The organism is Streptomyces sp. PCS3-D2, from assembly GCF_000612545.2.
Taxonomy (GTDB): domain Bacteria; phylum Actinomycetota; class Actinomycetes; order Streptomycetales; family Streptomycetaceae; genus Streptomyces.
The window spans coordinates 3,596,148-3,622,772 of the sequence record NZ_CP097800.1 but is presented as its reverse complement, the minus strand read 5'-3'; the positions used below and the strand labels follow the sequence as shown (position 1 = coordinate 3,622,772).

General features: G+C 69.9%; 25 protein-coding genes and 1 tRNA gene. 17 read left to right on the top strand and 9 right to left on the bottom strand.

The genetic code is table 11. From position 1 onward, the window contains the following. Positions 1–6 precede the first annotated feature (6 nt). Complete coding sequence (locus AW27_RS15695) at positions 7–837, bottom strand: aspartyl/asparaginyl beta-hydroxylase domain-containing protein (RefSeq protein WP_037920750.1); 831 nt, start codon at positions 835–837, stop codon at positions 7–9. 383 nt (positions 838–1,220) lie between these two features. Here AW27_RS15695 and AW27_RS15690 point away from each other — a divergent pair, with 383 nt between their 5' ends. The 3 genes from AW27_RS15690 (at position 1,221) to AW27_RS15680 (ending at position 4,108) form a co-directional block, all read left to right on the top strand. After that, complete coding sequence (locus AW27_RS15690) at positions 1,221–2,609, top strand: NsdA family TPR-like regulatory protein (RefSeq protein ID WP_106967574.1); 1,389 nt, start codon at positions 1,221–1,223, stop codon at positions 2,607–2,609. Between the two features lie 23 nt (positions 2,610–2,632). Next, entirely contained in the window at positions 2,633–3,253 is a 621-nt protein-coding gene (locus AW27_RS15685; RefSeq protein ID WP_037920753.1) for a GNAT family N-acetyltransferase, read from the top strand. A gap of 441 nt (positions 3,254–3,694) precedes the next feature. Further along, complete coding sequence (locus AW27_RS15680) at positions 3,695–4,108, top strand: NUDIX hydrolase (RefSeq protein ID WP_037920755.1); 414 nt, start codon at positions 3,695–3,697, stop codon at positions 4,106–4,108. A gap of 452 nt (positions 4,109–4,560) precedes the next feature. Here the strand turns inward: AW27_RS15680 and AW27_RS15675 are convergent, their stop codons facing one another. Next, a complete protein-coding gene (locus AW27_RS15675) occupies positions 4,561–5,379 on the bottom strand; it encodes a DUF2637 domain-containing protein (protein WP_037920757.1) in 819 nt (272 codons plus the stop codon). Positions 5,380–5,708: 329 nt separating this feature from the next. Beyond that, positions 5,709–6,971, bottom strand: a complete 1,263-nt coding sequence (locus AW27_RS15670) for a DUF3631 domain-containing protein (protein ID WP_037920760.1) — start codon at positions 6,969–6,971, stop codon at positions 5,709–5,711. A 271-nt stretch (positions 6,972–7,242) separates the two neighbouring features. On the opposite strand from AW27_RS15670, the gene AW27_RS15665 reads away from it, so the two are divergent. From AW27_RS15665 to AW27_RS15655, 3 genes are all read left to right on the top strand, one after another. Continuing rightward, positions 7,243–7,515, top strand: coding sequence for a helix-turn-helix domain-containing protein (locus AW27_RS15665; RefSeq protein ID WP_078556321.1), 273 nt, complete (start codon positions 7,243–7,245; stop codon positions 7,513–7,515). Positions 7,516–7,732: 217 nt separating this feature from the next. Beyond that, positions 7,733–7,951, top strand: coding sequence for an excisionase family DNA-binding protein (locus tag AW27_RS15660; RefSeq protein WP_037921445.1), 219 nt, complete (start codon positions 7,733–7,735; stop codon positions 7,949–7,951). Further along, a complete protein-coding gene (locus AW27_RS15655) occupies positions 7,952–9,160 on the top strand; it encodes a tyrosine-type recombinase/integrase (RefSeq protein ID WP_037920762.1) in 1,209 nt (402 codons plus the stop codon). 126 nt (positions 9,161–9,286) lie between these two features. On the opposite strand, the gene AW27_RS15650 is transcribed toward AW27_RS15655, so the two are convergent. Next, positions 9,287–9,360, bottom strand: a tRNA-Gly gene (locus AW27_RS15650). Between the two features lie 178 nt (positions 9,361–9,538). Between AW27_RS15650 and AW27_RS15645 the strand changes: the two genes are divergently transcribed. The 3 genes from AW27_RS15645 (at position 9,539) to AW27_RS15635 (ending at position 10,923) form a co-directional block, all read left to right on the top strand. Next, positions 9,539–9,751 (top strand): hypothetical protein, encoded by a 213-nt coding sequence (locus tag AW27_RS15645; RefSeq protein ID WP_078556323.1) that lies wholly within the window; start codon positions 9,539–9,541, stop codon positions 9,749–9,751. Positions 9,752–9,838: 87 nt separating this feature from the next. Continuing rightward, a complete protein-coding gene (gene dcd, locus AW27_RS15640; RefSeq protein ID WP_030956554.1) occupies positions 9,839–10,426 on the top strand; it encodes a dCTP deaminase in 588 nt (195 codons plus the stop codon). Further along, positions 10,423–10,923, top strand: a complete 501-nt coding sequence (locus tag AW27_RS15635) for a phosphoribosyltransferase (RefSeq protein WP_031155112.1) — start codon at positions 10,423–10,425, stop codon at positions 10,921–10,923. Before dcd ends, AW27_RS15635 begins: the two co-directional genes overlap by 4 nt. 90 nt (positions 10,924–11,013) lie before the next feature. On the opposite strand, the gene AW27_RS15630 is transcribed toward AW27_RS15635, so the two are convergent. After that, on the bottom strand, positions 11,014–11,922 hold the full coding sequence (locus tag AW27_RS15630; protein WP_037920765.1) for a Yip1 family protein: 909 nt from the start codon (positions 11,920–11,922) through the stop codon (positions 11,014–11,016). A 286-nt stretch (positions 11,923–12,208) separates the two neighbouring features. On the opposite strand from AW27_RS15630, the gene AW27_RS15625 reads away from it, so the two are divergent. Continuing rightward, positions 12,209–13,063 (top strand): hypothetical protein, encoded by an 855-nt coding sequence (locus AW27_RS15625; protein ID WP_037920768.1) that lies wholly within the window; start codon positions 12,209–12,211, stop codon positions 13,061–13,063. Positions 13,064–13,151: 88 nt separating this feature from the next. On the opposite strand, the gene AW27_RS15620 is transcribed toward AW27_RS15625, so the two are convergent. Then, the gene (locus AW27_RS15620) at positions 13,152–15,743 is read right to left on the bottom strand and encodes a (Fe-S)-binding protein (protein ID WP_269084521.1); all 2,592 of its coding nucleotides are present in this window, start codon (positions 15,741–15,743) and stop codon (positions 13,152–13,154) included. A 110-nt stretch (positions 15,744–15,853) separates the two neighbouring features. Next, the gene (locus AW27_RS15615; protein WP_052030499.1) at positions 15,854–16,390 is read right to left on the bottom strand and encodes a sugar transferase; all 537 of its coding nucleotides are present in this window, start codon (positions 16,388–16,390) and stop codon (positions 15,854–15,856) included. A 206-nt stretch (positions 16,391–16,596) separates the two neighbouring features. On the opposite strand from AW27_RS15615, the gene dnaK reads away from it, so the two are divergent. From dnaK to AW27_RS15595, 4 genes are read left to right on the top strand one after another with little or no spacing between them, the layout of a single operon-like run. Next, a complete protein-coding gene (gene dnaK, locus AW27_RS15610; RefSeq protein WP_037920770.1) occupies positions 16,597–18,447 on the top strand; it encodes a molecular chaperone DnaK in 1,851 nt (616 codons plus the stop codon). Next, positions 18,447–19,112: a nucleotide exchange factor GrpE gene (gene grpE, locus AW27_RS15605; RefSeq protein WP_304949873.1), complete on the top strand. Its 666-nt coding sequence runs from the start codon at positions 18,447–18,449 to the stop codon at positions 19,110–19,112. The genes dnaK and grpE overlap by 1 nt, the downstream gene beginning before the upstream one ends. A gap of 28 nt (positions 19,113–19,140) precedes the next feature. Further along, positions 19,141–20,319, top strand: coding sequence for a molecular chaperone DnaJ (gene dnaJ, locus AW27_RS15600; RefSeq protein ID WP_037920774.1), 1,179 nt, complete (start codon positions 19,141–19,143; stop codon positions 20,317–20,319). A gap of 1 nt (position 20,320) precedes the next feature. Then, positions 20,321–20,791 (top strand): heat shock protein transcriptional repressor HspR, encoded by a 471-nt coding sequence (locus tag AW27_RS15595; protein WP_037920776.1) that lies wholly within the window; start codon positions 20,321–20,323, stop codon positions 20,789–20,791. Positions 20,792–20,910: 119 nt separating this feature from the next. Here AW27_RS15595 and AW27_RS15590 read toward each other — a convergent pair whose 3' ends face one another. Beyond that, entirely contained in the window at positions 20,911–21,984 is a 1,074-nt protein-coding gene (locus AW27_RS15590; protein WP_052030383.1) for a hypothetical protein, read from the bottom strand. Positions 21,985–22,373: 389 nt separating this feature from the next. Here AW27_RS15590 and AW27_RS15585 point away from each other — a divergent pair, with 389 nt between their 5' ends. Continuing rightward, positions 22,374–22,655 carry a Rieske (2Fe-2S) protein gene (locus AW27_RS15585; protein ID WP_051734285.1) on the top strand — a complete coding sequence of 94 codons (282 nt, stop codon included), beginning with the start codon at positions 22,374–22,376 and terminating at the stop codon, positions 22,653–22,655. 134 nt (positions 22,656–22,789) lie between these two features. Here AW27_RS15585 and AW27_RS15580 read toward each other — a convergent pair whose 3' ends face one another. Next, positions 22,790–23,203: a pyridoxamine 5'-phosphate oxidase family protein gene (locus AW27_RS15580; RefSeq protein WP_037920781.1), complete on the bottom strand. Its 414-nt coding sequence runs from the start codon at positions 23,201–23,203 to the stop codon at positions 22,790–22,792. 117 nt (positions 23,204–23,320) lie between these two features. On the opposite strand from AW27_RS15580, the gene clpB reads away from it, so the two are divergent. Together clpB and AW27_RS15570 are read left to right on the top strand one after the other, a co-directional pair. Beyond that, positions 23,321–25,921 (top strand): ATP-dependent chaperone ClpB, encoded by a 2,601-nt coding sequence (clpB, locus tag AW27_RS15575; RefSeq protein ID WP_037920783.1) that lies wholly within the window; start codon positions 23,321–23,323, stop codon positions 25,919–25,921. Positions 25,922–26,079: 158 nt separating this feature from the next. Beyond that, positions 26,080–26,619, top strand: a complete 540-nt coding sequence (locus AW27_RS15570; protein WP_030647953.1) for a YbjN domain-containing protein — start codon at positions 26,080–26,082, stop codon at positions 26,617–26,619. Positions 26,620–26,625: the final 6 nt, after the last annotated feature.

The window sequence follows — 26,625 nt, the reverse complement described above, 5'->3', positions numbered from 1 at the left end:
GGGTGGTCAGGCGGTGAGGGCGAGGAGGCGGCGCTTGGCCGAGGCCCAGCGCGTCGCGGCCTCTTCGTCACCGAGCGAGGTGTGGAGCTCGGCGATCAGGTCGTAGACCGTGCCTTCCGGCAGGGCGTAGGCGTAGAAGAGCCGCAGCAGCATGCGCTCGGCCGCCTCCGTGTAGCCCAGGTCGGCCATGGCGCGGGCGGCCTGCAGCCGCTCGGCGGTGATCGTCTCGTTGATCGCGGGGAGCGGCTCGACGGCGGTCGGGTGGAGCGAGGGGTGCCGGGCCAGGCGCCGGTAGGCGTCGTCGGCGTACACGTCGGCGATCAGGTGGATCCGGTCGGGGCCGAGCAGGTTGCAGACCCCGTGGGCGTACGTCGGCGTCAGCCGCCAGATCCGCCCGCCGGTCATGTGGACCTTGGTGCCGCCGGTGACCAGGTAGGCCGATGAGTTGGTGTGGAGCGGGATGTGCAGCCGGTGCCGCTCCACCTGGTCGAGCTCGTCGTAGTCGCGGTGCTCCCAGAGGAAGGCGTTGGCCTCCAGCCGGGCGAGCCGCACCCACATGTAGTTCAGGCCCAGTTCGGCCAGCAGCGCGGCGGTGTCCGGCATCTGGGCCAGCAGGTCCGTCGGCCTGGCCGCGCAGTCGCCGATCGTCACGTCGGCGGCGTCACCGGAGGCGTTCATCAGCGAGGTCGTCCACCAGCCCCCCGACTGGTAGGCGCCGTACTCCGCCTTCCAGGGCGCCTGCGCCGTCAGGGCCTCGTGGCGCATCCGCTCCAGCTGGGCGGAGTCCACGGCGTCCAGCTGGGCGATCTGCCCTGCCAGAGCGGTCGGAGTTTCCATCGGTTCCCTCCCGTTCCCGGCCCGCCGAGCAGCGGACAGGTGTGCACGTGGTGCTGGATGGGGTGATCGAGCCGGACTGCTGACGAACAGCCGCCGATCTCACGCTTCGCTGTCAGGGCGACACGCAAAGCGAAGTGCGTTCAGCATGAGGCGGGCGCCGAGGCATGGATACGACGTCGCCGCCGTCATGAAGCCGCCCTCGTCGAGGGCCCGACGCGCCGGATGATGACGTCATGCGTCATGACTGCCGTCATGGCTGCCGTCATCTCAGCCGCCAAGCCGTCGAACGGGTTTCCCGCTGATCGGCCATGGCTATCGTCAGACCAGGCGAACGGGGACGGAGAGGATCTGCGGTGGCTGAAACTCCCACGCTCTTACGGGTCTTGACGCTGCAGCGGCACTGGCAGGTCTACGAGACCTTCCGCCTCCGGTTCGAAGCGACCGCCAACACGGTCGCGGAGGAGCAGAACGACCGTCGGCTTCAAGGCTTGTCGGTCTCCAAGCGGCAGTTCGAACGCTGGTACGGCGGTGCGGTCAAGACCCGCCCCTACCCGGACCAGTGCCGAGTGCTGGAGGCGATGTTCGGCGTCAGCGTCGATCGTCTTCTCGCTCCCACGCCTGCGGTCGATACCCCGATCGTCGTCCCACCGCCACGGCCAGCCCCTGTCCTTCTCCCCTCCGAGCGGGCAGCGGCACTGCCTGCTGGTGGCCCGTTCAGCAGCGAGTCCCGCCTCGACGCGGGCACCACGGAATTGGAAAGGCAGGTCGCGATGGCGGCTCGTCGTGCGCTCAGGTTCACCGCCCTGGCGGAGGGCAGCAGCATCGGCCCGGAGACCCTGGGCCAGATCCATGACGAAGTGCGACGGCTCACCGTCGCCTACCCGAGGCTCGCGTTGCCGACCTTGCTCGGCGACCTGGTCGAGGTACAGGACCTCACCTTCCGGCTCCTCGAGCACGGCCGGGTCAAGCCCCTGCAGGCCCGCGATCTCTATCTGCTCGCCGGCATCACCTCCGGCATGCTCGCCAAAGCGAGCCACGACCTGGGCAACCCCAGTGCCGCGATGATGCAGGCCCGCACCGCCTTCGTCTGCGCCGACAACGCCGACCACCACGCCATGCGCGCCTGGGTCCGCTCCCTGCAGTCGCTCATCTCCTACTGGGCCGGGCGCCCCTCCGAGGCCGCCGACTACGCCACCCTCGGCCTCGGTGCGGCGGGCAACGTCCGCGGCACCACCAGCGTCTGGCTGGCCTGTCTCTCCGCCCGTGCCCACGCCCTCCTCGGCGACGGCGAAGCCACCCGTACCGCTATCCAGCAGGCCGAGGAAGCCCGTACGGCCGCCGAACCCGACGACCTCGATGCCTTCGGCGGCATCATGACCTTCCCGGTGCCCCGGCAGCTGTACTACGTCGCCGAGGCCACCGTGCACCTCGGCGAGGACCCCGCTCTCGGCGAGAGCCAGTCCGAGGCCGCCGTCGCCGCGTACCGCACCGCCACGGAAGACGAATGGGCCTTCGGCGACGAGGCCGGCGCGCAGACCGACCTCGCCCTCGCGCGCATCGCCCGCGGCGAGATCGAAGGCGCCATCGAAGCCGTCCAGCCGGTACTCGACCTCCCCATCGAGCAGCGCAACTTCGGCATCACCAGCAGCGCCCAGCGGGTCCACTCCGCACTCCAGGTCGAAGGCAGGCGCAACCGAGGCGCGGCGGCGGCCGGCCTCCGCGAGGAGATCGAAGCCTTCACGGCCACCCCGACGTCCGTCCTCGTCCGGTGACCCCGCAGGTAGGCTCCGCAGCCATGACTCCAGTCCACCTGGCCGGCCCCCGCCTGGCACTGCGCGAAGTCGAACCCGAGGACACCGCCGCCCTCCTGGCCATCTACGGAGACCCCGAGGCCACCCGGCACCTCAGCTTCGAGCCCCGCACCCCCGACCAGGTCCAGGCGATCGTCGACCGGTCCATCGGCTCCACAAAGGACACTCCCCGGACCGAGTACTGCCTGGCCATCACCCCGGCCGGTGAACACCGGCTGATCGGCTACGCGCGCCTGGCGACCGAACCGCAGCAGGCGGCCACCATCGGGTTCGCCCTGAACCCGGGGGAGTGGGGCAAGGGCCTCGGCACGGAGACCGTCCACATGCTGTGTGCGCTCGGCTTCAAAGTCCTGGGTCTGCACCGCATATGGGCCGCACGCTCGCCTCTCAACGAGGCATCCGCGCGTACCCTCCTGCGGGCGGGCATGACCGAGGACGGGCGGATCCGCGACCACGTCTTCGTCCACGGAGCCTGGCGGGACTCGATCACCTACTCGATCCTGGAGCACGAGTGGGTGCAGACCGGCACCTTCGACCTAAGCGCTGACGACGGAGCCCCGGCAGGTATGCCCCTGACCGCGGCTGACAGCGGACAGGAGGGGTGAGCCGGTGCTGACCGAGCCAGGCTTACCGCACGACCTGATGGTGCCCGGCATCGCTGAGTTCGCTCGCGGTGGCTTGCCCGAGCCGCCGACCACCAACGACGGCAACGAGTGGGTCGAAGGGGTGTGCTGGCTGTACTGCGGACAGCGATGGACCCGCGTCCTGTGGATCGGCCCGGTCAGTGTGGCCGGAGCCCAGGCGCCCATGTATGCCTGCGGCCCCTGCATCGCAGAGCTCCAGGAACGTGTCTGGTGCTCCATCCGCCGCCACGATGAGCCCGCCCGCCCCGCCCACCGACCCGAGTGCGGACGGGAGGCCAGAATCGCTGTCAGGGGGCGGGGAAGCCACCGACGCAGCGGCGCACCGTCTGCCTAGACAGCCACCCGGTTCATCCCCGTCCATACGTCCTTCCCATCCATCCTGGCCGTCCTGGAGGAGTAGACGTGACGCAGCAGAACGCCGGGGAGCGCCCGGGCGTCGCCGCGGCCATCGTGGTGCACAAGGGCCGCGTGCTCATGGTGCGGCGTCGCGTAAGCGAGGGCCGGCTCTCCTGGCAGTTCCCCGCAGGCAAGGTCGAGCCTGGCGAAAGCCGGGAGGATGCAGCCGTGCGCGAGACCCAGGAGGAGACGGGTCTGATAGTGAAGTCGGGACGGCTACTGGGTGAGCGGGTCCACCCGGACACTGGTCGGCTGATGTCCTACACGGCCTGCGAGGTGCTCGACGGAAACGCGCACGTCGCGGATACCGACGAGCTGGCCGAAGTCGCCTGGGTAGCCCACGCCGAGATCCCGCAGTACGTCCCGTACGGTCTGTTCGCGCCGGTACAAGAACACCTCGACGCGGCTCTCGATCGCTGATGCCTGGTCAATGAACGGCTTGGGCGGGCTTCCGGGGACACCTGCTGTGCTCCCTGAGGAACATGGCCGCTGCCAGTGATGGTGGCGGCCTTCGGGCTCCCGTCCGCCTCGGGGAGCGCTTGCGCCGGGGGTTCGGACTTCGGCTGCGATCCGCCCTCGGTCGCTGCTTGGTGGGCCGGTGCCCCCTGGCTCCGGTCCGCTCCCGCCACCCAGGGGCGGGAGCGGCTAAGACGCGCTTCCCCGACGGGGAAGAGTGTCTTAGCCGATAACTTGCTCCAGCTGGAACGAGGTTGAGCGGTTCGGGCTGCTGCCGGTCGTCGGCGATGAGGGTGTGCTGCTCGTGCATCGTCGGGGGCTTCGGATGCCGGCGGTGCGATGGGGAGACGACGGGGGGACGGGGCGAGCGCCCCGCCCCTTCGCGTGTTCCGTGCAGCGGGCAGCGGTGGTGGGAGTCAGGCAGCGTCTGCCTGGGCGGCATCGAGTTCTGCCTGGAGATCCTTCTTGGCCCTTTCGAGGAGGTCCTTGCCCGCGCCCAGGCCCTTGGCGCGAACGGCCTCCTCGATGCGGCGGCGCGAGACCCTGCCGCCGCGGCCCCGCGGGGCCGCGCGCCCGATCTCGACCACCTGCTCGAAGGTGGCGACGGTCTGGCCGAAGCGTTCGACGGGGGGCTTCCCGGCCTCAGCCACTTGCTCGAGTTGTGGCTGAGCCACCTTTTCAGCGGGCTGCGGTTCGGGCTCAGCAGCGGTGCCCCGTCCGGGCCGGGGGCGCATGGGCCTGTTAATCGTCGGGGCCGGGATCTGTGGCTCCAGGTGTGCCGGGTGGCGTTGGACGATGAGGTACAGGTGGACAGCTCCGGCCAAGGCGAGCGGGGCGATGGCGGATATGACACCGACGGTGACGTCGTCCAGCAGCAGCAGCCCCGTGTGGCCGGTCTGCTGGTTGAGGCGGACGGCGTGGAGCACGTTCGCCCAGATGCTGGTGGCGGTGGCCAGGCTCACCAGGGCGGCCACATACAGGCGGGCTCGCAAGTGGACGGTCCGCAGTACGAGCAGGGCGCCGATCCCGATGGCGATGAACCCGTCGACGACCAGAGGGAAGGCGTAGGTGAGCGCGGGGTGGATGTGGCTGGCGGCGGCCATCTGGCGCAACGCGTCGTAGGAGAGCGCGAACGCGGCCAGGGCCATCAAGGCCACTCCGGTGCGGATCGCCTCGGCCAGGGATATCCGGAAGGGCTGGGCCGAGGTGGCGGAGGCGGGGTTGTGCGAGGGCAAGCGTGAGGCTCCCTGGGGTGGTGGAGGCGGCTGCCAGTGGTGGCGGCCGTGGCGGGTGAAGACTCGTCCCACTCGTCCCGTGCCTGGTCAGAGGCGGTACGGGTAGCAGAGCGGTACGGGTTGGACTCGTCCCGGAGCGGCGAGCAGTCCCTGTGCTGACCTGCCTGGGGCGGGTGGGACGAGTATGAAAGAGACGGGTGCGGCAGGTGGGCCGCCAGAGCTGGCCGACGGCTCTTGGATGTGGCGAGTGGTACGGGTCCACCCGTCCCGCCCTTGCGACTCGTCCCCGCGCTGACCTGCGCTGATACGAGTGGGACGGGTCGGGACGGTCACGTCCCGGACGGCTCCGATGGGGTTTCGGACGGGCAGTACCGGTCCCATGCGTCCATGAACTGGGCGCGGGTGAAGCCCTTGGCCTGGGTCCCCTCGGGGAAGCGGCGCGTGGACGACCTGATGGCGAAGGGATCCAGCAGGATCTGCAGGCGACGCGGGATCAGGCCCTGGGCGCCGTCGTTCGCCCAGGGGGCCTCCTCGTCACGGTTGAGCATGGTGAGGATCGTCCTGGTGGGCAGGGCAGCCGGGTCGCCACAAGCTGCGAAGGCACGGCGGATGTCGACCAAGAGGCGGGTGTGCAGCGAGTTGTCCTGGTCGAGGGCAGCCTCATGCGCGGTCATCACTCGGCACGCGGTGCGGGCACGCTCGGGCCAGTCGCCTCCGGCGAGGTCGGCGACGATGACCAGTGGCTCCCAGGTGTCCGCAGCCCTGTCCTCCACTGGCATGGAGACGGGCATCAGCCCGATCGCTTCCTTGCCTCGCGGGCGCAGCCACGCGGCGAGGCGGTCGCGCACCACGTGCAGGGCTGGGGTGTCGCGGAAGGCGCGGAACTCCGAGACCTTCTCGCCGCTCCGGCGGCGACGCATCCGCATCACCACGGACCGGTCCATGATCGTGTCGGGCAGATCGCCGATGCCGGCGAGGGCGGCCATCGCGAAGGTGTGGAAGCGGACCACCTCGTGGTTCGGTCCGGCGACGCGCAGCGTGTAACGGCTCTTCTGGAAGCCCGCGTTGAGCAGGCCCCGAAGCTCCTCGTTCTTCTCCGCGACCTTCGCCGAGCCGAAGATCGTGTCGACTTCGTCCACCAGCAGGGTCGGCGGATCCGACTCGCCGATCGACCGGAAGATCGCCGCAGCCGAGGCGTTCACGGTGATCAGTGGGTCGTGGACGGTCTCGGTGATCACGTCCAGGAGGCGCGACTTGCCGCACCGCTTCGCAGGCCCCACCACCGCCAGCCGCGGCGCGTGCTGCCACACCGTCTGCAGGTGCGTGGCCGCCACCCACAGCGTCACCGCTGTGAGCGCCTCTGGGCTCGGCAGCACCACGTACCGCTCGATCTGCGCGGCCAGGTCGGCCAGCACCTGGTCGCCTTGCGCGCGGGGGCCGATCGGAGCGGAGAGGGGTTGTGGCGGCGAAGCCTTCGGTTCCGTGACCGAGTCCTCCGGGACGGTCCGGTGCGCGTCGGGCTGCCCGGGTACGGCCACCGGCGGCCAGACCGCCTTGGGCGGGGCGGTGACGGGGTCAGGGGTATTGGGCATCAAGGGGGCGGCTCCTTTTCGGGTGCCGCGCTAGCGGTCACCTCTCGGGAATTGGGAAGGGAAATCCGGCGTGGCCGGGGTGCGTGGACAACACAGCCACACACCAGACCCAGAAGTCCAGAGCTGGCTCTAGAACTCCTGAAGGGTTTCCGGCCCAGAACCGTATCCCCCGAATCCCGGTCACCGAAATTGCTGCCGTCATCGAGCGTATCGCTGACGGCAGACAGGAAAGAGGTTCCTATAGGGTCGCGGCGGAAGCTACAACACACCAATGCCACCACGATCTCTTGAAATCGGCCCCGCCGGCCGAGCCACCGCCCGCGCCATCGAGCGCACCCGTGTCGCCCGCGGCTGCTCTCAGCGCCAGCTCGCCGCCCGCGTCCGTGCCCTTGGCCGGCCCATGACCTTCACCGCGCTCTCGCGCATCGAACGCAACGTCCGACGCTGCGACGTGGACGACCTCGTCGCCATCGCAGCCGCCCTCGGAACACCGCCGCAGACCCTTCTCGGGAACCCGCCGGAGGCCGGGGCGGGCGCAATATAGCCGACGATCCCCGGTTTCCGAAACCGGGGATTCTCCAGACCATTGGTTGCTGTCGGTGCACCCGTTGTCCCGTCCCCTGCCACACCCCTGCCCATTTCACGAGAGGGAACTCTTGCGTCGATCGCCGATACCCCCTGCCCGCAAAAACCTCGCCGCCGATGGGGCGGGCGGGAAGAGCCGAAATGTAAATGCCGAGGAATCCGGTGCGGTGAAGGAGGTGAACACGAACGACCGTCTCCTCACGGTCGAGGAAGCCGCGGAGCGTCTCGGTACCGGCGTGCGCTTTATCCGCCGCCTCATCGCCGAGCGGCGTATCCGCTACGTCAAGCTCGGCAAGCACGTCCGCATCGCCGACAGCGTGCTGACCGCGTACATCGCCGAGCGGACCGTCGAGCCCGTCCGCGGACGCCGCGCCGGCTACGGGCTGGTGGTCTGAGTGCCGCGTTCCCGCAGACGGGCCCCGCGCCGCAGCTTCGGCGCGATCCGCGCTCTCCCCTCGGGCCGATACCAGGCCCGCTATCCCGGTACGGACGGCGTGCTGCGACCCGCCCCGCAGACGTACGAGAGCAAGCGGGAAGCGGAGCTGTTCCTTGCCCAGGTCCAGGCCGACCAGGCCCGCGGAGACTGGATCGACCCGACCGCCGGCGAGGTGCTGTTCGCCGAGTACGCCCTGCGCTGGATCGAGGAGCGGGGCATCGCGGCCACTACCGACGAGCTGTACCGACGGCTCCTGCGTCTCCACCTGGAGCCGTCTTTCGGGGAGGAGTACGTCAATGCCATCAGCCCCGCCAAGGTCAGGACCTGGCGCGCGGAACGGCTGAAGGCGACCGGCAAGACCACGACGGCCAAGTCCTACCGGCTGCTGAAGGCGATCATGCAGACGGCGGTCGAGGACGAGCTGATCCGCCGCAACCCGTGTTCGATCCGAGGTGCGGGGCGCGAGGACGCCGACGAGCGGCCCGTGGCCACCGTCGAGCAGGTCTTCGCGCTCGCCGAGGCCATCGGGATCCGCTGGCGGCTGATGGTCCTGCTGGGGGCCTTCGCCTCCATGCGGCCGGAGGAACTGGCCGAGCTGCGCCGCGCCGACGTCGATCTCGACGCGGGCTCGGTCCGCGTGCGCAGGGCTGCCCCGGAGCTGAACACGGGGCACAGGGTGATCGGGGATCCGAAGTCCCGTGCGGGCAAGCGGGAGATCATGCTGCCCAGCTTCGTGCTTCTGGACGTCCGCCGGCACCTGGAGTGGTTTGCCGAGGACGGACCCGACGGCCTCGTCTTCGTGGGCGAGAAGGGTGCGCCCCTGCGTGGTACGTCCTTCGGTCGGAAGTGGCGCAAGGCCCGTGAGGCGGTCGGCATGCCCAACGAGTTCCGCTTCTACGACCTGCGCCACACGGGGAACACCCTCGCCGCCGACACCGGTGCCAAGCTGAAGGACCTCATGGTCCGCGCGGGCCAGTCATCGGAGCGGGCCCAGCTGATCTACCAGCACTCCACGAAGGAGCATCAGCGCAGGCTCGCCGACGACATCGACGCTACCGTCCGGCTCCAGCGGGTGCCCGGCGACAGCGGGCGGCCCAGCCTCGCCGGGACCGGGCGCATGTTCGTGCCCTCGCCGTCGGCGTCTGGTCGGTCCGCTCGGGCGAGGTGATCCGCACAAGGGGCACGCCACCAACCTGACGCCCCATTAGGGAAGTTATGGCACGCGAATGGCACGCGAGCCTCAATGGGTCTAGACAACAAACAAGCCCCAGGTCGCTGACCTGGGGCTTTATCGTGGAGCGGATGACGGGAATCGAACCCGCGCTATAAGCTTGGGAAGCTCATGTTCTACCATTAAACTACATCCGCACGGTGGGCCAGTTGCCTGGATCACTACCGTTTCACACTCTACCTCATGATCGACCCCCGGTGTATCCGCCGCGGGGTCGTTGTCGTCTGTGGTGTACACGGGGGCGTGTGGGGGCGGGAGTTGGGGCGTACCGTGTGGTGCGGAGCGGCGGCTGGAGCGGGTGCCGATCATCCCCTAATGTGGCGATTCGTTGCAGTATGGCTCGTTGGGGAAAGGGACTCGATGGAGCACACCGTCGTCCGTTGTGCCGAAGGGCACGTTTTCAGTACCGCCTCCTTCCCGCTGCAGCACCTCGGTGCCGGCCGGATCGGGCCCGGGCGGCTGCTGCGGTGTCCGCGGTGCGCACGCCTGCGCCAGGCCGTCCCCGTCGGCGGTGCGCCCAAGCGCTGAGCGCCGGGCGGGGTGAGTCGTACGGCCGGGCGCGCGGGCGGTCCCTCTCGATTGGGGCGGCCCGCGCGCTCTGCGTATCCTCGGGGCGTGCTTCTCTCTGACAAAGACATCCGGGCCGAGATCGACAGCGGACGGGTTCGCATCGACCCGTTCGACGAGGCGATGGTGCAGCCCTCCAGCATCGATGTGCGTCTCGACCGGTACTTCCGGGTGTTCGAGAATCACCGCTACGCCCACATCGACCCCGCGGTCGAACAGCCGGATCTGACCCGGATGGTCGAGCCCGAGGGGGACGAGGCGTTCATCCTGCACCCCGGTGAGTTCGTCCTCGCGTCGACCTACGAGGTCATCACGCTGCCCGACGACATCGCCTCCCGGCTGGAGGGGAAGTCCAGCCTCGGTCGCCTGGGACTGGTGACGCACTCGACCGCCGGGTTCATCGACCCCGGCTTCTCGGGGCACGTGACCCTCGAACTGTCGAACCTGGCCACGCTGCCGATCAAGCTCTGGCCCGGCATGAAGATCGGGCAGCTGTGCATGTTCCGGCTCAGCTCGCCCGCGGAGTTCCCGTACGGCAGCGAACGGTACGGCTCCCGGTACCAGGGGCAGCGCGGGCCGACCGCCTCGCGCTCCTTCCAGAACTTCCACCGCACCCAGGTGAGGCACGAGGCATGAGCAACGCAGTACGCGAGAACCTGACCTACGAGGGCTTCGGCGCCGCCGTGCGCGAGCTGGCGCAGACCATCGCCGACGACGGCTACGAGCCGGACATCATCCTCAGCATCGCCCGCGGCGGTGTGTTCGTCGCCGGCGGCCTGGCCTACGCCCTGGACTGCAAGAACATCCACCTGGTGAACGTGGAGTTCTACACCGGCGTCGGCACCACGCTGGAGATGCCGGTCATGTTGGCCCCCGTGCCCGAGGCGATCGACTTCACCGACAAGAAGGTCCTCATCGCCGACGACGTCGCCGACACCGGCAAGACGCTGAAGCTGGTGCACGACTTCTGCCTCGGCCACGTCGCCGAGGTGCGCTCCGCGGTCATCTACGAGAAGTCCCACTCCCTCGTGAAGTGCGAGTACGTGTGGAAGAAGACCGACGAGTGGATCAACTTCCCGTGGTCGGTCGAGCCGCCCGTCGTCAAGCGCGAGGGCCAGGTCCTCGACGCCTGATCGCGTCTCGTCCCACCGCGTGCGAGAGGGGCCCCGGCCGACGGCCGGGGCCCCTCTCGCACGCGGTGTGCGGGTGCGGGTGCGGGTGCGCTAGATGGTGCCCAGCTTGATGATCGACAGCAGGGCGATCAACTGGATCGCGGAGGCGCCCAGCGCCTTCGGCCACGGCAGGTCGTGCGACTTGCTGATCAGCGAGGTGAACAGGGCGCCCGCGGCGACCCAGGTGGCCCAGCCCAGCACCTGGACGACCATGTTGTCGCCGCCGAGGAAGACAGCGAAGAGCAGGCGCGGGGCGTCCGTGATGGACATGACCAGCATCGACAGGCCCACGGTGGGCTGCCAGCTGCCGTCGCCGCCCATCTGGCGGGCCAGGGTGTGCGTGACCGCGCCCAGGAGCAGACCGCAGATGACGAAGGCCACGCCGGCGGACAGCACGATCGGGACGGCCTGCGACAGGGTCGCGTTGATCACGTCCTCGCGGGCGTCGTCGAGGCCGAAGACCGCGAGGAGGCCGTAGAGGAAGGTCACGATCAGCGCCGGACCCCACACGGGGTAGTCGCGCATCTGCAGGAAGGTCGGCCCGGGGCGCGTCACGATGCCGCGGAGCAGTTCCTTCCACGGCAGCCGCGGCCCGGACGGCGCCGCCGGGGCTGCTCCCGCCTGGTAGGTCGCTCCCTGGCCGTACGGGTCCTCGCCGACGGCGAAGACCTGCGTGTGACCCGGGTTGTCGTTCGTGTAGTTACCGCCGCCCCCGTGGCCGTACGGAGGCTGCTGCGCGTGCGGCTGCTGCTGTCCGTACGGGTCGAAGTACTCCGGCTCGCCGTGGTCCCCGGCGTTCGGCTGCGGCCACTGCTGCTGCGGTGGCGGGCCGCCGACGGGAGGGTAGGCCGGCCGGCCGTACGGCGGCGGTTGCTGCTGACCGTACGACTGCTGCTGCTGCGGGGGTTGTTGTGGACCGCGGTTGTCGTCCCGTCCGCGTCCGATCCTGAATCCAGCCACGTGATCGAACGTACCTGGTCCGGCGGGCCCCGGTGGCCGGGCAGCCGGAACACGCATCCTTTGCGGCTGACCTGTGACATCCCCTAGGGGATCCCCGAGGAGTTGCCCCCACCCCCGGGGATCCTGCATCCCATGTCTGGTTCATGGGGTTGCAGGCTCTTCTGTGGGCTTCTGTTACATATTCGACGGTCTCTCCACATATCGGGCTCATAGCGTCGTCTCCGTCGGTTCCGTCGCCTCCACACAGTGCGAACACGTACGAACGAGCACGAGGAAGAGTCCCATCATGCGCAGCATCCGCCGCACCGCCCTCCGTACCGCCGCCGTCGTCGTCGCCGGCGTGGCCTGCGTCCTGGCACTCCCGGGCGGGTCCGCCTTCGCGGACTCTCCTGCCGCGCCCGGGAAGGAGGCGCTGCCGGGTGCCGGGCGGCCGTCGGCCGGGCCGCCCGCCGGAGCCCCGGTGGACCCGAAGCACCGGCCGGCGCCCGAAGTCCGCACCTTCGCCGCCGCCGTGAGGCTGGCGGATGGTTCCGTGGCCAAGGTCTACCGGATCGGCACGAGCCACTTCGAGGCCGACGTCTTCGCGGGCTCCGCCCGACCGGACACCCTGGTCAGCCGGGCGGAGCCGGCGTCGTACGGGCGGAGCGACGGCCTGCACGTCGTGCTCCGGCCGGACGGCACCGTGACGTCGTGGCTGGACGGGGAGCCGACTCCGAAGGCGACGCCGCAGCCCAAGCCCGCGGTGAAGAAGCAGGACGTGGTGGAGAGCTCGGTACGGGTCGCCCTGCCGGACGGGCGCATCGCCAAGCTGGTGGACGGCCCGCGCGGCGTGTACGTCGTGGTCTCCACGCCGAACGGCAACGTCCTCGGCACCCTCGACCCGAAGCGCCCGGGTATGCGGCAGGACGGCTGGGCGTACGAGATCGCCCGGGACGGCAAGCGCTTCACCTTCGTCGTCATCGACGGCGCGGGCGGCGGGAACGGCTGGGTGTACGACTTCGACGGCAGGCTGATCGCGAGGTACCCGGCCGACGCGCCGAAGCCGGGGAAGCACCGTGACCGGGCCGTCCCCAGCAGCGGCGGCGCGGCCGCGACGGACGCGGCCGGGCTGGGCTTCGCGGTGATACCGCTCCGGGGCTGACCGGAAACGCCGGAACGGCCGGCCCCCGGGTGGGGGCCGGCCGTTCCGCTGTGTCGCCTGCTGTTGGGGCGGCCGACTGGCCGGGTGCCTACCTGGCGTCTCCGGACTTCGCCTCGTCCTGAGCCGGAGCCTCGGGCCCGGCCGTGGGCTCCGCCGACGTCTGCGGCGACGTCGGCTTCTCGGCCTCAGCCTCGGCCTCCGGCGCCGCTTCGGCTTCCGGCTTCGCGTCCGCCGCCTGCGCGGCTCCGGTCTTCTCAGCCTCGGCATCAGCCGCCTCGGCCTTGGCCTTCGCCTCGGCTTCCGCCTTGGCCTTGGCCTTCGCCTCCGCCTCGGCCTTCGCCTTGGCCTCCTCGGCCGCCTTCGCCTTGGCGGCTGCCTCCGCCTCCGCCTCCGCCTCCGCCGCTGCCGCTGCCGCAGCGGCCTCGGCCTCCGCCTCGGCCGCCAGGGCGGCCAGTTCTTCCTCCGTCGGCCCCGGGGCCTTGACCGACTCCAGCAGGAGCTGGGCCACGTCCACGACCTGGACCGACTCCTTCGCCTGGCCCTCGTTCTTCTTGCCGTTGACCGAGTCGGTCAACATGACCAGGCAGAACGGGCAGGCGGTGGAGACGATGTCGGGGTTCAGGGACAGGGCCTCGTCGACGCGCTCGTTGTTGATGCGCTTGCCGATCCGCTCCTCCATCCACATCCGTGCGCCACCGGCGCCACAACAGAAGCCCCGTTCCTTGTGGCGGTGCATCTCCTGCTGGCGCAGGCCCGGCACGGCCGACATGATCTCGCGCGGCGGCGTGTAGACCTTGTTGTGCCGGCCCAGGTAGCACGGGTCGTGGTACGTGATCAGTCCGTCGACCGGCGTCACCGGCGTCAGCCGGCCCTCGTCGATCAGGTGCTGGAGCAGCTGCGTGTGGTGGATGACCTCGTACTCGCCGCCCAGCTGCGGGTACTCGTTCGCGATGGTGTTGAAGCAGTGCGGGCAGGTCGAGACGATCCGCTTCGCCGACTTCGGCTTACGGGTCGAAGGATCTTCGTCGTCCTCGCCGAACGCCATGTTCAGCATGGCCACGTTCTCCTGGCCCAGCTGCTGGAAGAGCGGCTCGTTGCCCAGGCGGCGCGGCGAGTCGCCGGTGCACTTCTCGTCGCCGCCCATGATCGCGAACTTGACGCCCGCGATGTTCAGGAGCTCCGCGAAGGCCTTCGTGGTCTTCTTGGCCCGGTCCTCCAGGGCGCCGGCGCAGCCGACCCAGTAGAGGTAGTCGAACTCGGAGAGGTCCTCCGCGTCCTTGCCGATGATCGGGACCTCGAAGTCGACCTCCTTCGTCCACTCGACGCGCTGCTTCTTCGCCAGGCCCCAGGGGTTGCCCTTCTTCTCCAGGTTCTTGAGCATCGTGCCCGCCTCGGACGGGAACGCGGACTCGATCATCACCTGGTAGCGGCGCATGTCGACGATGTGGTCGATGTGCTCGATGTCGACCGGGCACTGCTCCACGCAGGCACCGCAGGTCGTGCAGGACCACAGCACGTCCGGGTCGATGACGCCGTTCTCCTCGACCGTGCCGATCAGCGGGCGCTCGGCCTCGGCGAGCGCGGTCGCCGGCACACCGGCCAGCTGCTCCTCGGAGGCCTTCTCCTCGCCCTCCATCGTCTTGCCGCCGCCGGCCAGCAGGTACGGGGCCTTGGCGTGCGCGTGGTCGCGCAGCGACATGATCAGCAGCTTGGGGGACAGCGGCTTGCCCGTGTTCCAGGCGGGGCACTGCGACTGGCAGCGGCCGCACTCGGTGCACGTGGAGAAGTCGAGGATGCCCTTCCAGGAGAACTGCTCGACCTGCGAGACGCCGAAGACGTCGTCCTCGCCCGGGTCCTCGAAGTCGATCTCCTTGCCGCCGCTGGTCATCGGCTGGAGCGCGCCCAGGGCGGTCGCGCCGTCGGCGTTCCGCTTGAACCAGATGTTCGGGAAGCCCAGGAACCGGTGCCACGCGACACCCATGTTGGTGTTCAGGGAGACCACGATCATCCAGATCAGCGAGGTGCCGATCTTGATCATCGCGGTGAAGTAGATGGCGTTCTGCAGCGCGCTCGGCGACAGCCCCTCGAAGACCGTGACCAGCGGGTACGAGACGAAGTACGCCGGTTCCCAGCCGTCCACGTGGTGGATGGCGCCCTCAAGGCCGCGCAGGCACAGGATCGCGAGGCCGATGGTGAGGATGACGTACTCGACGAAGTACGCCTGCCAGGCCTTCGAGCCGGCGAAGCGCGACTTGCGGCCGGCCCGCGAGGGCAGGCTGAGCAGGCGGATCCCGATCAGGACCAGGATGCCGACGACCGTCATCAGGCCGATGAACTCGATGTACAGCTCGAACGGCAGGAAGCCGCCCAGGACCGGAAGCGTCCAGTCGGCCTGGAAGAGCTGGCCGTAGGCCTGCGCCAGGGTCGGCGGGAGCGTCAGGAAGCCGATCGCGACGAACCAGTGGGCGAAGCCGACGATGCCCCAGCGGTTCATCCGGCTGTGGCCGAGGAACTCCCGGACGAGGGTCAGGGTTCGGGCCTTCGGGTCGTCCGTGCGGCTGCCGGCCGGTACGGGCTGACCGATCTTCACGAAGCGGTAGATCTGCGCCACGGCTCGTGCGAGCAGCGCGACGCCGACCACCGTCAGGACCAGCGACACGATGATCGCGGCGAGTTGCATGGGAGGGCTCCTCGGGCGGCACTTACTAAGCGGTAACTTATGAAGTCAAGGCTTGAGGTTACCCATTCCCGACGCCGCAATGTAGCTGAGTGTGCGGTGATCTGTGTCGCTCAGGCGAGCCTTCGTCGGTAGGCCGCCCGCGGGGTCTGGGCGAGGATCGCCAGGTCCATCCCGAGCCAGTGGTTCTCCACATAATGCCGGTCGAGCAGCGCCATCTCCTCCCAGGGGAGGTCGGAGCGTGCGCTCACCTGCCACAATCCGGTCATTCCGGGGCGTACGAGAAGCCGCTCCGGGCGATCCGTGCGGGCCTCGGGCCGCGGACCGACCAGCGACATCTCGCCGCGGACCACGTTGAGCAGCTGGGGGAGGCCGTCGAGCGCGCAGCGCTCCAGCAGGGCGCCCGTCCGGCCCGGCCCGGCCGTGTCGAAGCGCCAGGTCCGAAACGGCCGCCCGGCGAGGCCCGCCGCGGGCCGCCGTGCGAAGGGCCGCCCGCCCCGGGTCGCGTACAGCAGCGCGGTGACGGCCGCGAGCGGCAGGCCGAGCACGGCGAGCAGGATCACCGCCCCGACGAGGTCGAGCACCCGCTTCGCCGGCGGGGCGGCGGGCCGCCGTGCCCGGAGCCGGGGGGCGGTGAGTGTGAGCGGCATGCCAGCACGCTGCCGCATGTGCGGTGCGGCCCCGGCGCGCCGCGCGGCGCGGGTCCCTCGTCCGGCCGTCCGGTCGTCGGGAGGGCGCGGGGTTGCGCGTAAGCGGCGGCTAAAGGTTGAGTCGACCTGACTCAGTTCTGTTGACGCGAGCGGGTCGATGCGGCATGGTTGAGTCTGTTCCACTCAAGTCACCTGGAGGAATCGAAATGGCACGTGCGGTCGGCATCGACCTGGGCACCACGAACTCCGTCGTCAGCGTTCTGGAAGGCGGCGAGCCCACCGTCATCACCAACGCCGAGGGCGCCAGGACCACGCCGTCCGTCGTCGCCTTCGCCAAGAACGGCGAGGTCCTCGTCGGCGAGGTGGCCAAGCGCCAGGCGGTCACGAACGTGGACCGGACCATCCGTTCCGTCAAGCGCCACATGGGCACTGACTGGAAGATCAACCTGGATGGCAAGGACTTCAACCCGCAGCAGATGAGCGCCTTCATCCTGCAGAAGCTGAAGCGCGACGCCGAGGCCTACCTGGGTGAGAAGGTCACGGACGCGGTCATCACCGTCCCGGCCTACTTCAACGACTCCGAGCGCCAGGCGACCAAGGAGGCCGGCGAGATCGCGGGCCTGAACGTCCTGCGCATCGTCAACGAGCCGACGGCCGCCGCCCTGGCCTACGGTCTCGACAAGGACGACCAGACCATTCTCGTCTTCGACCTCGGTGGCGGCACCTTCGACGTGTCGCTCCTGGAGATCGGTGACGGCGTCGTCGAGGTCAAGGCCACCAACGGTGACAACCACCTCGGTGGTGACGACTGGGACCAGCGCGTCGTCGACTACCTGGTGAAGCAGTTCGCCAACGGCCACGGCGTGGACCTCTCCAAGGACAAGATGGCGCTCCAGCGCCTGCGCGAGGCCGCCGAGAAGGCGAAGATCGAGCTGTCCTCCTCCACGGAGACCTCGATCAACCTGCCGTACATCACCGCGTCCGCCGAGGGCCCGCTGCACCTGGACGAGAAGCTCACGCGCGCCCAGTTCCAGCAGCTGACCGCGGACCTGCTGGACCGCTGCAAGACCCCGTTCCACAACGTCATCAAGGACGCCGGCATCCAGCTGTCCGAGATCGACCACGTGGTCCTGGTCGGCGGCTCCACCCGCATGCCGGCCGTCGCCGAGCTCGTCAAGGAGCTGACCGGCGGCCAGGACGCCAACAAGGGCGTCAACCCGGACGAGGTCGTCGCCATCGGCGCCACCCTCCAGGCCGGTGTCCTCAAGGGTGAGGTCAAGGACGTCCTGCTCCTCGACGTGACCCCGCTGTCCCTCGGCATCGAGACCAAGGGCGGCATCATGACCAAGCTCATCGAGCGCAACACCACGATCCCGACCAAGCGGTCCGAGATCTTCACCACGGCCGAGGACAACCAGCCGTCCGTGCAGATCCAGGTCTACCAGGGCGAGCGCGAGATCGCGGCGTACAACAAGAAGCTCGGCATGTTCGAGCTGACCGGCCTGCCGCCGGCCCCGCGTGGCGTCCCGCAGATCGAGGTCTCCTTCGACATCGACGCCAACGGCATCATGCACGTGACCGCGAAGGACCTCGGCACGGGCAAGGAGCAGAAGATGACCGTCACCGGCGGCTCTTCGCTCGGCAAGGACGAGGTCGACCGCATGCGCCAGGAGGCGGAGCAGTACGCGGACGAGGACCTGCGCCGCAAGGAGGCCGCCGAGTCCCGCAACCAGGGCGAGCAGCTCGTCTACCAGACGGAGAAGTTCCTCAAGGACAACGAGGACAAGGTCCCGGCCGAGGTCAAGACCGAGGTCGAGTCCGCCGTCACCGAGCTGAAGGAGAAGCTCAAGGGCGAGGACACCGGCGAGATCCGCAGCGCGACCGAGAAGCTCGCCGCGGTCAGCCAGAAGCTCGGCCAGGCGCTCTACGCCGACGCCCAGGCCGCCCAGGGCGCCGCGGGTGCCGCCGCCGGCGACGCGGGCCAGGCCAAGGCCGACGACGACGTCGTCGACGCCGAGATCGTCGACGACGAGAAGCCGAAGGGTGGCGCTGCCTGATGTCGGAGGAGACCCCGGGCTTCGACGAGAAGCCCGAAGTCCCCGCCGACGCCGCTCAGGACGACGCCGAGCCGAAGGCCGCCGACTCCGCCGACACGGCGGAGGGTGCGGCCCCGGCCGGGGACAGCGCACAGGACGTGGCCCTGCTGGCGCAGCTGGACCAGGCCCGTACCGCGCTCGGTGAGCGCACCACGGACCTCCAGCGGCTCCAGGCGGAGTACCAGAACTACCGCCGCCGGGTGGAGCGGGACCGGATCACCGTCAAGGAGATCGCGGTCGCGTCCCTCCTGACGGAGCTCCTGCCCACGCTCGACGACATCGGTCGGGCGCGGGAGCACGGCGAGCTGGTCGGCGGCTTCAAGTCGGTGGCCGAATCGCTGGAGACGGTCGCCGCCAAGATGGGCCTGCAGCAGTTCGGCAAGGAGGGCGAGCCCTTCGACCCGACGGTCCACGAGGCCCTGATGCACTCGTACGCGCCGGACGTCACCGAGACGACCTGCGTGGCGATCCTGCAGCCGGGGTACCGGATCGGCGAGCGTACGATCCGTCCCGCACGGGTCGCGAGCCCCAGCCGGGCGCGGCCCCAAGTCCGAGTCCGCGGAGGGCGACAAGCCGTCCGGCGAGGACGCGGATGCAGCCGACAAGGGCTGACGCAGTACACGTAGAGGCAGCGCGGGAGGAGGGACACCGGGGATGAACACGAAGGACTTCGTCGAGAAGGACTACTACAAGGTCCTCGGTGTCCCGAAGGACGCCACCGAGGCCGAGATCAAGAAGGCGTACCGGAAGCTCGCGCGCGAGTTCCACCCGGACGCCAACAAGGGCGACGCCGCCGCCGAGGAGCGCTTCAAGGAGATCTCCGAGGCGAACGACATCCTCGGGGACGCCAAGAAGCGCAAGGAGTACGACGAGGCGCGCGCCCTGTTCGGCAGCGGTGGCTTCCGCCCCGGGCCGGGCGGCGGCGGCTCGTTCAACTTCGACCTGGGCGACCTCTTCGGCGGCACCCAGCAGGGCGGCCAGGCCGGCGGCTTCGGCGGCGGCCTGGGCGACGTCTTCGGCGGCCTCTTCAACCGCGGCGCCGGCCCGGGTGCGGGCACCCGTACCCAGCCGCGCCGCGGCCAGGACATCGAGTCGGAGGTCACCCTCTCCTTCACGGAGGCGGTGGACGGGGCCACGGTCCCGCTCCGGATGTCCTCGCAGGCGCCCTGCAAGGCCTGTTCGGGCACCGGCGACAAGAACGGCACCCCCCGGGTGTGCCCGACCTGCGTCGGCACCGGCCAGGTCTCGCGGGGCAGCGGCGGCGGCTTCTCGCTGACCGACCCCTGCGCGGACTGCAAGGGCCGCGGCCTGATCGCGGAGACCCCGTGTGACGTGTGCAAGGGCAGCGGCCGGGCCCGCAGCTCCCGCACCATGCAGGTCCGGATCCCGGCGGGCGTCTCCGACGGCCAGCGGATCCGGCTGCGCGGCAAGGGCGCTCCGGGCGAGCGGGGCGGTCCGGCCGGCGACCTCTACGTGGTCGTGCACGTCGGCACCCACCCGGTGTTCGGGCGCAAGGACGACAACCTCACGGTGACCGTCCCGGTGACGTTCGCGGAGGCGGCGCTGGGCGCCGACATCAAGGTCCCGACCCTGAACGGCCCGTCGGTCACGCTGAAACTGCCCCCGGGCACCCCGAACGGGCGTACGATGCGGGCCCGCGGCAAGGGGGCGGTCCGCAAGGACGGCACCCGCGGGGACCTGCTGGTCACCGTGGAAGTGGCGGTTCCGACCGAGCTGTCGGACAAGGCCCGCGAGGCGCTGGAGATGTACCGCGAGGCGACGGAGTCGCAGGACCCGCGCTCCGCGCTGTTCGAGTCCGCGAAGGGAGCATGACATGGACGGCCGCCGACGACAGTCTTCCCGTCTGGGAAGCGGTTACCCACTCACCGACGAGACCCCGGTCTACGTGATCTCGGTGGCCGCCCAGCTCTCGGGCCTGCATCCGCAGACCCTCCGCCAGTACGACCGCCTCGGCCTGGTCTCCCCGGACCGTACGGCCGGGCGCGGCCGGCGCTACTCGGCCCGGGACATCGAGCTGCTCCGCACGGTGCAGGCGCTGTCCCAGGACGAGGGCATCAACCTGGCGGGCATCAAGCGGATCATCGAGCTGGAGAACCAGGTGGCCGCGCTCCAGCAGCGCGTCGCCGAGCTCTCCGCCGCGGTGGACGGTGCGGCGGCCACGCTGCGGGCCCGCGAGGCCCAGGTGCACGCCTCCTACCGGCGGGACCTGGTCCCGTACCAGCCGCCGCAGCCGGGCAGCGCCCTGGTGGTCTGGCGCCCGACCCCCAAGCGCCCGATGGACTGAGCGGCGGCCCGTCCCGGCCCCGGCAGCACACTTCTCAGGCTCCGCCCCTCCACGGGGCGGGGCCTGAAGGCTTTTCCCGGGGCACTCCGGGTGGCCTCCGGGAAGCTCCCAAGGGGGCTCTACAGGTCTTCCGGGTCCTGGTGCGGGTCGTGGCCCGGGCCGGGCTCCCCGCACTCCTGTGGGGTGGAGGGGCGGCCCAGGATGCCGGACTGCGCGATGAGGTAGCCGAGCTGGGCCCGGCTGCCGCTGCCGAGGGTGGTGGCGAGCTTGGCGATGTGGGCGCGGCAGGTGCGGACGTTCATGCCCAGGCGGCGGGCGATGGCCTCGTCCACGTGCCCCTCGATGAGGAGCTGGGCGATGGTGCGCTGCACGCCCGTGATGCCGCCGGGGGTGCTGCGGTACGTCACCTCCTCCGTGAGGGGCACGGCGCGGTGCCACAGCTGCTCGAACACCTTGATGAGGTAGTCGACGAGGCCGGGGTGGCGCAGTTCCAGCGCGACCCGGCGGTCGTCGCTCACCGGGATGAAGGCGACCGTCCGGTCGAAGACGATGAGGCGCTCTATCAGCTCTTCGAGCGTGCGGATCTCCACCTTGCCCGTGGAGATGCGGTCCACGTAGGCGAGGGTGCCCTGGCTGTGCCGCGCGGTGTGCTGGTAGAGGGTCCGTATGCTGACCCCGCGGTCGATCAGCGGCTGGTCGCGTTCCAGGGCCTGTGTGAGAGCCTCGGAGGGGCGCGCTCCGCCCGGCTGGACCGTCAGCACCTCGGTGTGGCATTCGGCCGTCGCGAGGTTCAGCGCGGCGTTGATCCTTTCGAAACCCTCCAGCACCGTGATGGCATGGGTGTCGGCCGGGCTCTGCGCGCTGATGGCCAGGAAAGGCTCGAAAGTGTCGGTGAGATCTACAGCGCTGCGTCGGCGGTCCTGGATCTCGCGTTCAATCGGATGGAGTCGTTGCGCCAGAGCCACCGACGGGGGAACCGGGCGGAGTTGGTTGGCGTCATCCGGGTCGGGCTGCAGAAGGGCCAGTTCCAGCAGGCAGGGGGCGTTCTGGATCTCTCCCCGAGCGATCCGGCCGGTGCTCAGGGCAGCCGCGTAGAGCCGGGTTCCCTCGGCGCACATGGACGTGACGGGGTGGGGATGTGTCGCCATTGTCCCTTTTTGCGTCAAATCTCCACCCCCCAGGGTCCTGAACATGCAAGAACATGATGCATCGTCCCTGTGGCATTGACGTGCCTGAATGAGCCATCGTCTGACACGCGGGGGAGAGGATTCCATCAAGTGAGGACGAAGCCGACCATGTACAAGAGAATGCTTCGCTCGGTGCTTGCCATAGGTTTCTCCGCCGTTGCGGTTTTTGGGGCAGTCAGCGCCGTCGAAAGTGACGCGGGGAGCGTTGGGGGCGGTCAGGGTACGAGCCTGACGAGCACGGAGTTCGACACCGGCTGGACCACGGCGCCCGTGGGCAAGTACGCGGACACCGGCTGGACCGCCGCCGACCTCGGCGGCAAGGACGACACCGGCTGGACCGAGACTCCTGCGACGGTGTCCGCGTGACCCCCGACGACCGCGGCTTCCGCCGCGAGATGGCGTCCGCCTACCGCTCCGGTTGGCAGTTCATCGACCTCGCCACGGCCATCCCCCACCCCGGCGACTCGTTGATGGTGACCCTCTTCGGCCAACCGATCGTCATCGTGCGCGAGGAGGACGAGGACGTACGTGCCTATCGGTGCCTGCGCCGCCCGCGCGGCGCGCCGCAGCCCGTCCGCTGCGAAGTGCGCTACGGAATGGTCTTCGTCAATCTCGACCAGCGGGACCACCAGCTCTTCGAACCCGACATCACCACCGCCACCCCCCGCAGTGCCTGAAGCGATTCCCCCGTCGTTCCAGATCGCTCAGGCGCTACCCCCACACAACGGCGCCATCGTGGACCTGACCGCGATGGCGCCGTTGTGATGTCGCCGTCCAGTGCGTGATCCGGACAAGATGAAGGGTCAACGGCTCACGCGCGCCCCATGGCCCGGTCCAGGATGATCTCCACGACCACGCGGTCGGGATGGGGTGTCGGCGTCCGCCCGTACCGCTCCGCGTAGCGGGCCACCGCGTCGGCGACCGACGCCTCGTCCGTGCGGACCACCGCGCGGCCCTCCAGGGTGGCCCAGCGGCGTCCGGCCATCTGGCAGACCGCCACTCGTGCACCGCCGCCGTGCCCCTCCTGGGCCGCCAGGACGTTGCGGACCTTCTTGCTGTGCCTGTTGCTGATCACCCGGGCCAGGCCGGCCTCGGGGTCGTACGTCACGCCCACCGGCACCACGTGCGGGGTCCCGTCGGGGCGCGGCGTGGTCAGCGTGCAGACGTGCCGCTCCCGCCAGAAGGCGAGGTACTCGGGCGTCGGGTTGAGTACGTCATGGGACATGGCCCGAAGGGTACGGGGAACATGTCCACTCAGCTGCCTTGAGTGGAATAGACTCAACTTTGCATACGCTGACTCTGTCAGACCCAGTTGTGCATCCCTCGGAGAGGAGAAGACGCAGTGGACGCCGAGCTGACCAACAAGAGCCGGGACGCGCTGAACGCCGCCACCAGCAGGGCCGTCAAGGAAGGCCACGCGGACCTGACCCCCGCGCACCTGTTGCTGGCCCTGCTCGCCGGCGAGGACAACGAGAACGTGATCGACCTGCTGATCGCCGCGGAGGCCGACCAGGCCGCCGTGCGCAGCGGCGCCGAACGCCTCCTCGCCGCGCTGCCCAGCGTCACCGGTTCCACCGTCGCGCCCCCGCAGCCCACCCGCGACCTGCTCGCCGTACTGGCCGAGGCCGACCGCGAGGCGGGCGAGCTCGGCGACGAGTACCTCTCCACCGAGCACCTCCTCATCGCCATCGCCGCCAAGGGCGGCGCGGCCGGTGAGGTCCTTTCCGCCCAGGGCGCGACGGCGAAGAAGCTGCTGGACGCCTTCCAGAACGCACGAGGAGCACGGCGGGTGACCACCCCCGACCCCGAGGGCCAGTACAAGGCCCTGGAGAAGTTCGGCACCGACTTCACGGCGGCCGCCCGCGACGGGAAGCTCGACCCGGTCATCGGCCGCGACCACGAGATCCGGCGTGTCGTGCAGGTGCTCTCGCGCCGCACGAAGAACAACCCGGTGCTCATCGGCGAGCCCGGCGTCGGCAAGACCGCCGTCGTCGAGGGCCTGGCCCAGCGCATCGTCAAGGGTGACGTGCCCGAGTCCCTGAAGAACAAGCGGCTCGTCTCCCTCGACCTTGGCGCCATGGTGGCCGGCGCCAAGTACCGCGGTGAGTTCGAGGAGCGGCTGAAGACCGTCCTCGCGGAGATCAAGTCCAGCGAGGGCCAGATCATCACCTTCATCGACGAGCTGCACACGGTGGTCGGCGCGGGTGCCGGCGGCGACTCCGCCATGGACGCCGGCAACATGCTCAAGCCCATGCTGGCCCGCGGCGAGCTCCGCATGGTCGGCGCGACCACCCTCGACGAGTACCGCGAGCGCATCGAGAAGGACCCGGCGCTGGAGCGGCGGTTCCAGCAGGTGCTGGTCGCCGAGCCGTCCGTCGAGGACACCATCGCGATCCTGCGCGGGCTCAAGGGCCGCTACGAGGCCCACCACAAGGTCGTCATCAACGACAGCGCGCTGGTGGCCGCCGCGACCCTCTCCGACCGCTACATCACCTCCCGCTTCCTGCCCGACAAGGCCATCGACCTCGTCGACGAGGCGGCGTCCCGGCTACGCATGGAGATCGACTCCTCGCCCGTCGAGATCGACGAGCTCCAGCGCTCGGTGGACCGTCTGCGGATGGAGGAGCTGGCGCTGAACAACGAGTCCGACCCGGCCTCGCGCGAGCGCCTCGACAAGATCCGCAAGGACCTCGCCGACCGGGAGGAGGAGCTGCGCGGCCTGACCGCCCGCTGGGAGAAGGAGAAGCAGTCCCTCAACCGGGTCGGCGAGCTCAAGGAGCGCCTGGACGACCTGCGCGGCCAGGCCGAGCGGGCCCAGCGCGACGGAGACTTCGACGCCGCCTCCAAGCTGCTCTACGGGGAGATCCCGGCCCTGGAGCGGGAACTGGCGGAGGCCACCGAGGAGGAGGCCGAGGCATCCAAGGCCGCCACGTCGAAGAACACCATGGTCAAGGACGAGGTCGGGCCGGACGACATCGCCGACGTGGTGGGCGCCTGGACGGGCATCCCCGCGGGCCGCCTCCTGGAGGGCGAGACCCAGAAGCTGCTCCGCATGGAGGACGAGCTGGGCCGCCGCCTGATCGGCCAGAACGAGGCCGTGCGGGCCGTCTCCGACGCCGTGCGCCGCACCCGCGCCGGCATCGCCGACCCGGACCGGCCGACCGGCTCCTTCCTCTTCCTCGGCCCGACCGGCGTGGGCAAGACGGAGCTGGCCAAGGCGCTCGCCGACTTCCTCTTCGACGACGAGCGGGCCATGGTCCGCATCGACATGTCGGAGTACAGCGAGAAGCACAGCGTGGCCCGGCTGGTCGGTGCCCCGCCCGGCTACGTGGGCTACGAGGAGGGCGGTCAGCTCACCGAGGCCGTCCGCCGCCGCCCGTACAGCGTGGTGCTCCTCGACGAGGTGGAGAAGGCCCACCCGGAGGTCTTCGACATCCTGCTCCAGGTCCTCGACGACGGCCGGCTCACGGACGGCCAGGGCCGCACCGTCGACTTCCGCAACACCATCCTGATCCTGACCTCGAACCTGGGCAGCCAGTTCCTGATGGACCCGGCCACCCCGGCCGACCAGAAGAAGCAGCAGGTCCTGGACGTGGTCCGGGCGAGCTTCAAGCCGGAGTTCCTCAACCGCCTGGACGACCTGGTGGTCTTCTCCGCGCTGAGCCGGGACGAGCTGGCACACATCGCCGAGCTGCAGATCCGCCGCCTGGCCGGACGCCTGGCCGACCGGCGCCTGACCCTGGACGTCACCCCCGAGGCCCTGGCCTGGGTGGCGGACAAGGGCAACGACCCCGCGTACGGCGCCCGGCCGCTGCGCCGCCTGATCCAGACGGCGATCGGCGACCGCCTGGCGAAGGAGATCCTCTCCGGCGAGGTGCGCGACGGCGACACGGTACGGGTCGACGTGGCGGGCGAGGACCTGCTGGTGGGCAAGGCGGTCTGACCCGGCCCGGGACCGGTGCGACCACCGGGCACCCTGCGTACAGGAACGTGCGCGGGGTGCACTCCTGTCCGCCCGCAGCGGATCCGTGACCGTCGGGCTGGACATGGGGTGGGCGGGATGGGGGAGGATGCAAGTATCCGCACGAAGGGAAGTACACGGTGAGCATCGACCCGGCCTCGATTCCGAACTTCGGAGGGCAGCAGCCCGATCCGCAGGCCACAGGACCGGCGGGCCCCGTCGTCCCCGACCAGGATCTGGTCAAGCAGCTGCTGGAGCAGATGGAGCTCAAGTACGTCGTCGACGACGAGGGTGACCTCGCGGCGCCGTGGGAGGAGTTCCGCACGTACTTCATGTTCCGCGGCGAAGCGGAGCAGCAGGTCTTCTCGGTGCGGACCTTCTACGACCGTCCGCACAAGATCGACGAGAAGCCGCAGCTCCTCGAGTCGATCGACGACTGGAACCGTCGCACGCTGTGGCCGAAGGTCTACAGCCACACCCACGACGACGGCTCCGTCCGCCTGATCGGCGAGGCGCAGATGCTGATCGGCACCGGCGTCAACCTGGAGCACTTCGTGTCCTCCACGGTCAGCTGGGTCCGCGCCTCCATCGAGTTCGACAAGTGGCTCACGGAGCAGCTCGGACTGGAGAAGGACATCGACTCCGCCGACGGCGAGGACGAGGACGGCGGGGACAACTGACCCCCC